Origin of the sequence: Facilibium subflavum (genome assembly GCF_003574485.1) — a bacterium.
Classification (GTDB): Bacteria; Pseudomonadota; Gammaproteobacteria; order Francisellales; family Francisellaceae; genus Facilibium; species Facilibium subflavum.
Map to the genome: position 1 here is coordinate 1 of NZ_QLIT01000007.1, position 13,635 is coordinate 13,635.

A 13,635-nucleotide genomic window follows, 5' to 3' on the forward strand; every position below is an offset into this window, starting at 1 on the left:
TATATGACAGACTTTAATGGGTGTGGAATCAATAAAATAAATACCTGTTTTTCACCTTGAAGAAGATGCATCATAAAACACAAGGGAACAAGCATAGACTTCTGTAGCTCAACAAAGCGGTTGTAGCTGACTGTGTTAGGGAAGCTGTCTTTCATATGTACACAAACATGATCCAGATAAAAATGCTTGAAATTGCGATAGTGACTTTGGTGGAATAATATCATAATTGTCATCACTTCGCTGTCGCTCATAGTTGTTTTACGGTAGCGCTTACGCTGCTGTGTTTCAATTAAGTTTTGTTGCCAGGCTGGCATAAATTCTTTGCAAAAATCATCGACAAAACAAAAGATAAGTTCTAGCATAATACTCCATGAGGTTGGTTTTTTTGTTTTCAGCTCCAGAAATACCTTTTGGAGAAAAAAATTTCAACCTCATCACAGTATATTTATGCATGCTTTTTAATCTTTTATATCGAACTCACGTTATGTTAAATTCATTATTCTAAAGCAATTTGTATGCTTTAGAACCAATAAGAATGGTAACTTATATTTTGATGCAATGAGGTCATTGAAAATCAGAACCTTGGTAACCGTTTCTTTTGATTCAACACGTATATTGATCAATGAGCAATCTTGTGTTTGCATGAAGAGTCTATAACGATAATTAAAAGGTAATATAATTATTCGATATGTAAAAGGTTAAAATTAACTTGAGAAACCATTAATTTTCATTTGGAAGCGGGAGTTGGATCTCACACAAACAGACAGAGCCGCTGTTTTATTTAGATTTTATTTCTTCTTCGGCGCGTAAATATCCGTAGCCGTACCTTCATAGACTTCTGTGGCTAATGCCAATGTTTCTGATAGCGTTGGGTGCGGATGAATGGTTAATGAGACATCTTCTGCATCACAACCCATTTCAATGGCAAGTGAGGCCTCTGCAATTAATTCACCTGCATTTGGCCCAACGATACCTGCACCGATAATAATATGGTTTTCATCATATAAAACCTTCGTCATGCCTTCATTGCGGCCAATACTCAATGAACGGCCACTTGCCGCCCATGGGAACACGCCTTTTTCATATTTAATGCCTTTTTCTTTGGCTTCCTTTTCAGTAACCCCTGTCCAAGCAACTTCAGGGTCTGTATAAGCAACTGCTGGTATACATTTTGGCTCAAAGTAATGTTTATGCCCTGCAATGACTTCAGCAGCGACACGCCCTTCTGGAACAGCCTTGTGTGCAAGCATTGGCTGGCCGATGACATCACCGATTGCAAAGATGTTATCAACATTGGTGCGAAGCTGTTTATCAACTGGGATAAAGCCTTTTTCATCAACTTTAACACCCGCCTTTTCTGCATCAATAAGCTTACCATTTGGTGCACGCCCTACAGCCAATAAAATACGATCAAATTTTTCTGGTTTGTCTGTTGCCTTATCACCTTCCATTGTCACATAAAGACCATCTTTTTTCGCCTCAACATTAGTTACCTTCGTTTTCAAGCGAATATCATAGCCTTTTTTGGCAACCATTTTCTCATATGGTTTCACGATATCTTTATCAGCAGCACCCATTAATTGATCCATAAACTCAACCACCGTAATCTCTGAGCCAAGCTCACTATAGACTTGCGCCATTTCAAGACCAATAATACCACCACCGATCACAAGCATTTTCTTAGGCACTTCTTTCATTTCTAAAGCACCGGTTGAATCGATAATTCTTGGGTCATCCGGAATAAATGGCAGCTTAATAGAGTGAGAGCCCACCGCAATAATTGCCTGTTCAAAACCAACTGTTTTAACACCATCTTTAGTTTCAACTGCAATTTCATTTTTTGAGGTGAACTTACCAAAGCCTTCAACGATTTCTACTTTACGTTGTTTGGCCATGCCTTTTAAGCCCATTGTTAATTGCTTAACAATTTTATCTTTATAATCCAAAATCTTTTCTTTGTCATAAGAAAAATTATCAAACGCAACCAGGCCATCTTTTTGCAAATGGCGCGCTTCATCAATGACTTTAGCCACATGCAAAAGTGCTTTAGATGGGATACAACCTACATTCAGGCAAACCCCACCAATGTTCTCATAACGCTCAATTAAAACAACTTTTTTACCCAAATCTGCAGCGCGAAATGCCGCACTGTATCCGCCAGGGCCACTACCTAGTACAACGACTTCAGTCTGAATGTCACTCACTTTTCTATCCTCTTTTTGCTTTGTGGCTGATCATAACATATCAGCACGCTGACTTGTATTTTTTTGCACAACAACTTACAGCAATATCTCGCGCAAGTCTGATAATATTGCACAATATTTAGTTAAAAATTGTGCCGCTAATGCGCCATCAATCACCCGATGATCTGTAGATAATGATAATGGTAACATCGTTCTTGGCACAAAATTTTGGCCATCCCACACAGGCTTGATTGCAGCTTTTGATACACCCATAATTGCCACTTCAGGCATATTAATAATTGGTGTAAATGCTGTGGTTCCCAAGATACCTAAACTTGAAATGGTAAAAGTTGCACCTTTCATATCATCCGGCTTTAATTTGCCTTCACGCGCTTTTTTCGCCAACGCCATTATCTCTTTAGAGATCTCTAAAATACCTTTTTTATCAGCATCTTTAACAACTGGAACCATAAGCCCTTTTGGTGTATCTGTTGCAAAACCGATATGGTAATACTTTTTCATCACCAAAGACTCACCATCTGTACTTAACGAGCTGTTAAAGCGCGGATACGCTTGAAGTGCCGTTGCTGCTGCCTTAATTAAGAAAGAAAGCGGGGTAATTTTAATGCCCATTTTCTCGGCTGCTGCTTTTTTTGCTTTCCTAAAATCTTCCAGATCCGTAATATCTGCATCATCATAAAACGTAACATGTGGAATTTTCACCCAGTTACGTGCAAGGTTTTTTGCACTTAATTTATTAATGCGTGATAACGCTTCAACTTCAATCTCACCAAATTTAGCAAAGTCAACTTGTGGATCAGGTAATAATTCCAAACCAGCACCTGAACTAACTTGCCCTGTTTGCACTTTTGTTACCGCGTTTTTAATATAGGCCTCACAATCTTCTTTGGTGATGCGCCCTTTTCTGCCTGTTGGTGTAACGCGTGACAAATCAACGCCAAGTATGCGCGCTAAACGACGAACTGCAGGAGAGGCAGGAGCTTTACTGTTATCGATTTCATCAGCAGCAATTTTTTGTGTTTGTGGCGCTTGTTGTGATTGTGTTTTTTCTACTGATGGCTTTTCATCCGTTGAGGCTTTTGTTGATGATTGATTTTGTGCTGATGACTTGGCATCTTTGGCTTCTAATACCAAAACCAAATCACCTTCTGATACTTTATCGCCGACATTAATCTTGATATCAACAACCTTTCCAGATGCAGGTGATGGGATTTCCATCGAGGCTTTGTCAGTCTCAAGCGTTGCCAATGAGTCTTCTTCTTTTATTTCATCTCCAACGCTGACGTTGACTTCAATCACATCAACCTCTTTATAATCACCAATATCCGGCACGGTAACATCGATTGTTGTACGACCAGATGCCTCATCTTGTTCTGATTCATCCTGCTTTGATTTATCTTGTAACGCATCTTTACCTGACTTTTCGCCTTCATCAGGCTGATCAGCCTTATTTTTTTGATCCGTTTCAACGCTTAAAATCACCGCGCCTTCAGAAACCTTATCACCCTCTTTAACCATAATTTCTTTGACAACACCAGCAAAAGGCGCTGGCACTTCCATTGAGGCTTTATCCGTTTCCAAGGTAATTAACGAATCCTCTTCTTGTATTTTATCGCCGACTTTAACGTTGACTTCAATTACATCAACATCCTTATAATCACCGATATCTGGAACTTTGACTTGTTCTAATGCCATTGTCTACTTTCCTCTTTTATGCTCGTTTGCTTAATGGTATGCAGGATCATTTTTATTTGCATCAATACCATACTTTTCCATTGCTTTTTCCACAACATCAAGGTTGATGGCGCCCTCTTTTAATAAGCCATTTAATGCAGCTATGGCAACATAATAACGATCCACCTCAAAAAAGCTTCTTAAATTTTCACGCGAATCAGATCGCCCATAACCATCTGTGCCAAGTGCCGTATAGTTTTGTGGCATAAACTCACGCAATTGCTCAGTATAAAGCTTAATATAATCGGTTGATGCAACCACAGGTCCATGATGCCCTTTTAAACATTTTTCAATATGGCTTTCTTGAGGTTTTTTGCCAGGGTTTAGCATGTTATAACGCGCCACTTTTCGCCCATCACGATAAAGCTCGTTGGCACTTGTCATACTCCAAATATCACAGGTAACACCGAAGTCTTTTTCTAACAACTCAGCCGCAGCCTCAACTTCACGTAAAATCGTGCCTGAGCCCATTAACTGAACATGTTTTTTAGTCGCGGGTTTTTTCGCTGATTTTAATAAATATAATCCTTTGATGATATCTTCTTTCACCCCTTCTGGCATCGCACCATGCGGATAATTTTCATTCATCAATGTAATATAATAAAAGACTTCCTCACCTTTAACATACATCCGATGCATGCCATCACCTAAAATAACAGCCAGCTCGTAAGCATAGGTTGGGTCATAAGAAATACAACTTGGAATAAGCCCAGCTTGAATATGACTATGGCCATCTTCGTGCTGAAGCCCTTCGCCATTTAGCGTCGTTCTACCTGCTGTGCCACCTAATAAAAATCCCTTTGCATGTGAGTCCCCCGCTGCCCAGGCCAAATCACCAATACGTTGAAAACCAAACATAGAATAATAAATATAAAACGGAATCATTGGTATACGATGCACACTGTAGGAGGTTGCCGCAGCAAGCCATGAACAAAAACCACCGGCCTCATTAATACCATCTTGAATAATCTGCCCATCGACAGACTCCTTATAATACATTACCTGTTTTTTATCTTCAGGTGTATACTGCTGGCCACGTGGATTATAAATCCCTAACTGACGAAACAACCCTTCCATACCAAAAGTACGTGATTCATCTACAGTTACAGGCACCAAGTGATCTTTAAGATCCTTTTGTCGTGTTAAATTAACAAACATACGCACAAAAGCAGTCGTTGTTGAGAACTCGCGATCACCGCTTGTTTCTAAAAACAACTTACCGAAATCTTTATAATCTGGAATTGGTAAAGCGTCATTATTTTCAAAACGCGCTGGCGCATATCCCCCTAAATCTTGGCGCTTTTTATGCAGATATTTATCCTCTTTGGATCCCTTTTCAAACTTTAGAAAGTCCATATTTTCAATCTGCGCATCTGATGCCGGCACATTAAAACGATCACGAATATAGGTTAAAGCCTTTGTATCTAATTTTTTGACATTGTGCGCAATATTTTTTGATTCTCCCCACTCACCAAGACCATAGCCTTTCACTGTCATTGGCAAAATAAGCGTGGGTTTACCTGTATCATTATTGGTTGCACGCTGATAAGCCGCATAGACTTTTACCGGATCGTGCCCACCACGCATTAAATTTTGTAAATCTTCATCGGTATAATCTGCCGCCATCGCCTCTAAATCAGGATCACCACCAAAAAGGATCTTACGCAAATCTTCACCACCATGCGCACTGGCAAATTGCATTTGTCCGTCATTAAGTGCTGCCAAACGTTTTTGTAGTTTGCCATTTTTATCCTGTGCAAATAAAGGCTCCCAGTTGCTTCCCCAAAGTACCTTAATTACATTCCAACCAGCACCTTCAAAGATTTGGGCAAATTCTTCTACAACCTTGCCATTACCATCAACCAAGCCATCAAGACGTTGAAGGTTGCAATTGATCACAAAGATTAAATTATCCAAGCCCTCACGTGCAGCACGATTAATCGCACCTAATGACTCTGGCTCATCCATTTCACCATCACCACAAAAAGCCCAGACTTTACGGTTAGCCGTATCAGCAAGTTTGCGCGCGTGCAAATATTTCATAAAACGCGCCTGATAAATGGCTTGTAATGGCCCAAGTCCCATGGAAACGGTTGGAAATTGCCAATAATCTGGCTGTAGATAAGGATGTGGATAGGAAGACAAACCTTTATCACCTTTAAATGCCTGTTGGCGGAAATTACTTAACTGCTCTTGGCTTAAACGTCCTTCCAAATAAGATCGTGCATAAATAACCGGTGTTGTGTGGCCTTGATAAAAAACCAAATCACCAGCCTGGTCTTTACTTGGTGCCTGAAAAAAATGGTTAAACCCTACTTCATATAAGGTCATGATTGATGCACCTGAACCAATATGACCACCTAATGTGCCATCTTTTTTATTGGCTTTAGCGACCATTACAGCGGCATTCCAACGGTTTAAATTCTCAATTTTTCTTTCGATTTCCAAATCACCTGGATATTCTGGCTGCTCACTGACTGAAATCGTGTTGGCAAAAGTGACTTGTTTTGGTGAACCATAGGCATTTGACAGCCCAATTTCACCGGCTTTATTTAATAGTTGATTCATTAAGAATACCGCGCGATCCTTGCCTTCACGCTCAATAACATCACCAAATGCTTCCAGCCACTCGTTGGTTTCTGTCACATCAATATCTTGAAGAAATTCAGACACAATTGCCTCCCATAAATTTTCACTGCCTCTGATACTTTGTACTGTTATAAAGCCATGCTTATTAAAACAATAACAACAAATAGAGGTATTTTAATTTGGCACAATTATAAACGCTCAAGCAACGAAAATATAGGAGTATTAGCACTTTTACGCTATATGCTTTTGATATGCATATCATCACCTTGCAAGCATTCGACCATTATAAAGCGTTTCTTTTGCATCCTTATCTGCAAGCACAGAAAGATCGGTATTGGTAAAAGTTAAAAGGTCATGATAAGCAATATGCTTATTTGAGATATAAAGCTCACACTTAATTATTTTTTTAAATTTGTTATATCTTGCACCACCATTGATCAAATTAAGTAAATTCCTCCCTGTCCTTGTTATAGGATTTCCCCCTCTTACTACCAATGCAACCGTAATAATCCTCATCAAGTAATGCCTACTAAACGCATAAGAGTCTATAATTTCTGGATCTTCCTGAGCATCAAAGCAAATATCTGCTTTTATCTGCTTTAGCCATTTTGATTTCCGATCAGTACGAAAAGGCGTTTTTGAATACCACCCTGTTGGCATAATATTATCAACCAGCGCAATAAGATCGCTATTTTTTACATTTTTAGCTATAGGAAAAGCACTTTGTCTTTGTATCCTATCCAAAATTTCAAGATCATGGACATAGTTTGCTCTATACTTTGAAGAGTAGTAGCTTCCTCCTGAATAACGCCATAACCTACTAATTGTTCTTGGTAAATAAGTGAGAGATTTACTGACTGGATCTGGCTCATAATATTCATCACGCTGCCTTGACAGCGCGAATAAGTATGGAGACTGATCAAAAACTTTTCTTGAAGCAATAATATTACAGACGTCTATGGCTGCTTGGCAGATTCTTTTTTCATGGCGCCTTTCCACATAAGCAATTTGTTTATGATCGCCATTGATAAAGTGCAGGTAACAGTTTACCTGATCGTCAATTAAAAGTGGCTTGCTTTGCAGATCTTTCCTGATATATTTCACTGGTAGCTGTGGAGAAAACTCAGCTCTTCTTTCAGTACATGCATAAAAAATATCGCATAACGCCACATTGGAATTAATTTTATAGGGCAAAATTCTATTACCTTGATATGCCTCAAGGTTAAATTTCTCAACACTCCCTACCGTCCCACCAGCAACAGGGTCAACAAGAGCAAGATAAGCAACAGAGATATTAGCACCAGCCATCCGTGCAGCAAGCGAAATTGCTGTAATTGCACCACGAGAATAACCTAGAATATAAAAAACAGTATCATTGTCTTCATCATTCAGAAATTGCACCAGCTGAAATGCACAGTGAATATTATACAGCCACCCATTCCCAAATAGTTGATTAATTGTATTTAATGACCAGATGTCTTCTGAAAATATTTTTTTATCCCCGCCCCCTGGTGTTTTATATGTATACCCTTCCCACTGACAGCTCTCTGCACCAGGCCCTGGAAAATATGCCTTAACATCACTCATGCCAGCAAGTTCATTTCTCTGCGCGGGCAATGCATTAATATTTAATAAATTCAAACCTAAGGGCTTTATATCTTCAGCCTGGCAGTGTATAAAAAGCTCTGCAATAATATCCCTGCCAATTTTTTGTTCTTGTTGCGAGTTAATATTGCTGCCGGTCCCATCAAAAAAAATATAACAACGCTTCATACCCTATATCCATTATATGGTTTAAAATCATCTACAAAGAGTGTCTCTATAGTACCACCAACAGGTTAACAAAAAAACAAAATTGTGAAAAAAAACAACAAAAAACACCCATTATTTGCCAATTAGAAAAATTATATTGGTCCCATTTTCTAGCCATATTCACTGTCAAATAAATAGCTGACAGTATATAATTTTCACTAAGAGCAATAAAAAATTCTGGCTTGTTTATAGTGCAATATTTTGCAATATCCCGCTTGAGCGTTATTGTACAGGTTCTGGTTGCATTTATGCTTACCCTGTCAATGGTATGGTGTGCTTATGCACAAACAAGTAAATCATCATTAATTATTCAGATAAATGGCATCAAAGACAAATCTCTGCAAAAAGAGCTTTCAAGCAACCTCACCATTTCACGCTTTAAAGATTACGCCAGTGAACATCCTAATCAAATCCCGATTCTCATGCAAAAAAGCAAAAGCGAGATAATCACCTTACTTCAGCCTTATGGTTATTATCAGCCTGATATTGATACAAAATTAACACAAGCGAACAACCAATGGCTTGTTACTTTTAATATTCAATTGAATCAACCGCTTAAAATCAATCAACTGCAAATTGAAATCAAAGGCGCTGGAAAGTCACTTAAATCATTCCAAGATCTTCTGGATAATTTTCCACTTAAACAAGGCAATGTTTTAACACAACAAGCTTATGAAAAAGCTAAGACAGCGCTAACAAATACAGCATTTGATGAAGGCTTTTTAGACGCGCAACTCATTGCGCATCAAATTCGCATTGACCTTAACAGCTATCATGCACAAGTGATTTTAACACTTGACACAGGATCTCGTTATCGCATTGGAAAAATCACAATCAATCAAAAACGATTTAATTATGATGAAAACCTTATCAACCGCTTGATCAGGCTAAATGAAAATGATCTTTTTACGCAACATAAAATCACTCAGGCAAATAAGCGACTACAGGACAGCGGCTATTTCAGCGGCGCACAGATTGTGCCGCAAATCTCAAAAAGAGACACGACAAATTACCTTGTTCCGGTCAATGTACAATTAACAGCAGGATACGCCCGAGTGTACAGCTTTGGTGTGGGTTACGGCTCTTTCACAGGCCCAAGGGTCAGCTTTGGCACATTATTTCGCCATGTAACAGACTCAGGCCAGCAGTTTTCCTTTAATACACAGGCTTCGCCCGCTAACACAAGCTTTAGTACTGTTTATACGATTCCAGGAAAAGACCCATTGCATGATAACTGGCAGATCAACGCACAACAGGATTATATTCAAACAGATACGTATAATGAAAGACAGACAAATTTTGGCTTTTCACGCACCCATAAATATGGGCATTGGCACTTATCTTTTGGCATCCAGCAATATTTCACGAACTACGATACCAGCGCTCAGCCAAATGATGAATATGGCAAATACTTTGTGCCAACCTTTTCACTACGATTTGATAATATGCGTGAATATGGCTTTTGGAAAGCAGGTTTGATGGTCAACAACATCTTCCAAACCGCGGTAAAAAGCTTATCTGATCAACATTTTGTAAGAAACGCAACCAGTGCAACATTGAGCATTCCTTTGATGAAAGAATACAATCGCATCGTGCTTGATGGCAACTTTGGTGCAATGGATGTAAGTAATATCCAAAGTATTGCGCCTAACTTTCGCTTTTATGCCGGTGGCATTGGAAATTTACTTGGATACCCCTACCTAAGCCAAGGGCCTGCTATTAATGGGAATATTACCGGCGGAAAATACCTGGCAACCGCGTTTGCAGGTGTTGAGCAACGCATCTATGGCAATTTCAGCATGATGCTTTATTACAATACGGGGAATGCATCAAATAAAATCGATTTTAGTGATGTTGAGATATTAAGAGCAGCTGGTATTGGATTAAGCTATAAAACGCCACTTGGCCCATTTATGCTTTTTCTCAGCAGAACCTTAAACCCAGGTGATGAGCATTGGCGCGCTGATATCAGCATAGGAATTACGTTATGAAGAAATGGTCTAAACGTATTGCTGTGATCATATCTTTTCTGTTACTGCTTATTGCAGCAATCCTAAGCTTTTTACTATTTACCACCCAAGGCTTAAAAATCAGTCAGCGCATTGCCAATGCCATATTACATCAACAAGGAGTTTACCTGTCAGGTGATATCTCTGGCACAATAACCAACCTGCATCTTCAAAAGCTTATCATTAAACAAGATGACGTTGATATTGAAATTGATGATATTACCATTGACTGGTCTTTAACGGATCTTTTACTCAATCAGCACCTTACGGTTAATACCTTAATCGCTCAAAATGCTCGCGTTAACGTAAAGCTTGACACGCAAAAGACCAACATGCCTTCTACTGAGCCTTTTGTGATGCCATTAAACCTTTATGCCAAAAACATACAGGTACAGAATATCAGCTATCTTATGGACAACAAGCCAATCATTAAAGCACAAAAAACACATATAACAAAGCTTACGATTATTGGCGATAAACTAACCCTTTATCAGACCTCACTTAACATTCCTCAATACCAAAGCAACCTTAACCTTAGCGGTTATATTCACTTAAATGACCCATTTAACACAAATCTTACTTTAAATCAGCTTAATGCAACCTATCAAAAATATTCACTTAAAAGCACACAAACACATATCTACGGAAGCTTTGCCAAACAGTTTTTCATTACAAGCCAAGGCAAAATAGTTGAAAACAAAACGACACACCTCTACCAGCTAAAAAGCACTTTTAACCCTGGTGAGATCAATACTGTATTAGAAATCCCTAAGACACTGAAGCTGACAACTGATTTTATCTTTCATGATAAGATCGACTGGCAAATGCAATTGCAATCACTGAAGCAAAATCTGCCTGCACATCTGAACATTGGTGGCACAATAAGCACAAAAGAAAATCACTTCACACTTACCACACATTTTTGCGATGCTTTGATGTATCAGCAAAAACTACACTGCCAGTTAATGCTCTCACAGCGTGATAATGGCATTGAGGTTGCACCTTTTATCGTTACCAACGAAAATAATAATGACAAAATAAGTGCAGACTTTTCGCTTAAAAACGGTATTTTATCTGCCAACTGGCAAGCGCATATTTTGGATTTAAAGCGCTATCTATCAACACTGCAAGGCAGTATTAAAACAAATGGCGCAATTAAAGTAGATCAAAAACAAGCGCAATCACTTAAGCTTGATTTTGATTTATCTGATATCCGTTATGGGCACAACTTATCACTTTCATCACTTACTTTATCTATAGATGAGAATAAGCTTGATCTTCAAGCACAAGCACCCAGTGCCGATATTGATCTGCAAAGTGATCTTAAGCGCTTATCTTTACAAGGCATTGTACTGCAACTGACCAAACTTCAGATTAAAGATAAGCTTTCCCATCAGCTTTGGCAACTAAAAGCCCCAACAGCGATTTCATTGACAAAAGAAAATGGCGTACAAGTAGATGATTTGCATTTAACAAATGCTATTGGGGATTATGTGGATCTAAATGCAAATGCCACATCAAACATCACACAGTTTCAAGCAAAAGCGCTTTTAACCCCTGGTCAATTCTTCCCAGAAGGCCCTTTGCGTGAAGGTGATCTAAAGCTTTTAATTGACGCAAACTTTAATCAAGCTGCAAACCAAACACCCATTGCAAGTCTAAATATACATGGCAGTGGTCAACTCATTCAGATAACACCGAATATCTTCACAAAACTCAATCTTACAAACCCAATACAACAGGCACTTGATATTTCTTCTTTATCATTTAAAGCCAGCTTAAAAGACAAAAAAGTCGATGCCAAATTAAAGGCAAGCTTCCCAGGAAACAAAGTGAATGCTAAGGCAGATATACAAAACGTTGAACTTGCAGATCTTACCAATGCTCGTATTAATGCATCAGTTAATGTACTTGCGAGCAATCTTGCCTGGCTTAGCAGCTTTTTCCCACAATTTCCAACGAAAATCACAAAAGGAGATATCACGGCAAATCTTCACTTTAGTAAAAAACTAATGCAACCCGAAATAAGCGGCAATATTTTATTAAAAAACGGTGAAATAACGTTGTTGCCGCTTAATAGTGAAATTAATCAGTTAAAAGCCTCTATCGATATCACACCGCCGCTTAAGATGAATATCAATGCATCTGGGGCGATTAAAAATCAGCCATTTAGCATCACCGGAACCAGTGAGCTTATCAATGGTCATGTAAATACAAAACTATTTATAAACGGCAAAAAACTCAACTTAATCAATACACCAGAGCGCTCACTTACCTTATCACCAGATCTTGTTTTCACTAAAAATGGCAGCATGTCGCTAAGTGGGAATTTGTTTATCGATGCACTGATGGTTAACCTTCAAGCATTAAAAAGCACTAATCTTCAGAATACGATTCAAAATGATGTTATCTATGTCAACAAGGCAAACCAGCCTCTTGAAGACAAGCAAGAAGCCAATCCTTTTGATCTTAATATTAAAGTGGATCTTGGGGATAATGCGCACTTATCAGGGCTTGGTATTCAAACACAAATCAAAGGTAGTATTAACATCACAAGCAAGCCCAACCAGCCTGTTTTAGGCGTTGGGATTATCATACCAAAAGATGGCGTTTTTAATGCTTATGGAAAAACTTTCACGCTTAGCAGTGACTCAAAGATTATGTTTAACAGCACACCCATTGGTAACCCACTGTTATCGATTACGGCTTACTATCACATTCCAAGCTCAGTGCAATTAACACAACAAGATGCACCCGATGAAATCGGTATTGAAATTACAGGCACGGCAAATAATCCCAATATTCGCCTTTTTTCCAAACCCATGTTAAAGCAATCCGACATTCTCTCATATATTTTATTTGGTCGAACGCTTGATGATGACAGCAGTTCACAAAACGCATCTGACGCCTTATCACAAGCTGCTTTACTCTTAGCAATCAATGAAGGCGGCAGTGGTATTATCGATGAATTAAAAGACAGACTTGCACTAACAGAGTTTTCTCTTGGCAGCCTAAATAGCACTCAAACGACTACGACCAATACAACAAGTCAACAAAATAACACGGCTGTATTTATTGGAAAGCAACTGACACCAAGACTTTATCTGAGCTATGGTGTCGGTGTATTTACAGGAGAGCAGCAAGGTATTGCTACTTTTGCCTTAACACCAAACTGGAAGCTTAAAGGTGATATTACAAGCTTTGATCGCGGTGCAGATATCTTATATCAAACACATTCAAGCGACTAAAGTCTATACCCATCGTAAATCATTTTGTACATTTCTTGC

6 protein-coding genes and 2 pseudogenes are annotated in these 13,635 nt (G+C 38.7%); 2 read left to right on the forward strand and 6 right to left on the reverse strand.

The window, feature by feature from the left end; genetic code table 11:
* The 6 genes and pseudogenes from DNK84_RS01005 to DNK84_RS01025 all read right to left on the reverse strand — a co-directional run.
* Nucleotides 1–362 (reverse strand): annotated as a pseudogene (locus DNK84_RS01005) (IS982 family transposase); the annotation flags it as partial.
* 426 nt (nucleotides 363–788) lie between these two features.
* Complete coding sequence (gene lpdA, locus DNK84_RS01010; protein ID WP_119342716.1) at nucleotides 789–2,204, reverse strand: dihydrolipoyl dehydrogenase; 1,416 nt, start codon at nucleotides 2,202–2,204, stop codon at nucleotides 789–791.
* A 75-nt stretch (nucleotides 2,205–2,279) separates the two neighbouring features.
* Entirely contained in the window at nucleotides 2,280–3,686 is a 1,407-nt protein-coding gene (aceF, locus tag DNK84_RS01015; RefSeq protein WP_407920602.1) for a dihydrolipoyllysine-residue acetyltransferase, read from the reverse strand.
* Nucleotides 3,686–3,899, reverse strand: a pseudogene (locus DNK84_RS14965) (biotin/lipoyl-containing protein); the annotation flags it as partial. The gene aceF and the pseudogene DNK84_RS14965, both read right to left, overlap by 1 nt.
* A 30-nt stretch (nucleotides 3,900–3,929) precedes the next feature.
* Nucleotides 3,930–6,611, reverse strand: coding sequence for a pyruvate dehydrogenase (acetyl-transferring), homodimeric type (gene aceE / locus DNK84_RS01020; protein WP_119342718.1), 2,682 nt, complete (start codon nucleotides 6,609–6,611; stop codon nucleotides 3,930–3,932).
* Between the two features lie 177 nt (nucleotides 6,612–6,788).
* On the reverse strand, nucleotides 6,789–8,300 hold the full coding sequence (locus DNK84_RS01025) for a DUF2235 domain-containing protein (RefSeq protein WP_119342719.1): 1,512 nt from the start codon (nucleotides 8,298–8,300) through the stop codon (nucleotides 6,789–6,791).
* Nucleotides 8,301–8,554: 254 nt separating this feature from the next.
* Here DNK84_RS01025 and DNK84_RS01030 point away from each other — a divergent pair, with 254 nt between their 5' ends.
* Nucleotides 8,555–10,330: an autotransporter assembly complex protein TamA gene (locus tag DNK84_RS01030; RefSeq protein ID WP_208123224.1), complete on the forward strand. Its 1,776-nt coding sequence runs from the start codon at nucleotides 8,555–8,557 to the stop codon at nucleotides 10,328–10,330.
* Nucleotides 10,327–13,596 carry a translocation/assembly module TamB domain-containing protein gene (locus DNK84_RS01035; protein WP_119342721.1) on the forward strand — a complete coding sequence of 1,090 codons (3,270 nt, stop codon included), beginning with the start codon at nucleotides 10,327–10,329 and terminating at the stop codon, nucleotides 13,594–13,596. The genes DNK84_RS01030 and DNK84_RS01035 overlap by 4 nt, the downstream gene beginning before the upstream one ends.
* The last annotated feature ends 39 nt before the right edge of the window (nucleotides 13,597–13,635 follow it).

Bases quoted from the DNA above. Each gene is read 5' to 3' on its own strand.
- DNK84_RS01025 (WP_119342719.1), bottom strand. From the start codon at position 8,300: ATGAAGCGTTGTTATATTTTTTTTGATGGGACCGGCAGCAATATTAAC.
- DNK84_RS01035 (WP_119342721.1), top strand. From the start codon at position 10,327: ATGAAGAAATGGTCTAAACGTATTGCTGTGATCATATCTTTTCTGTTA.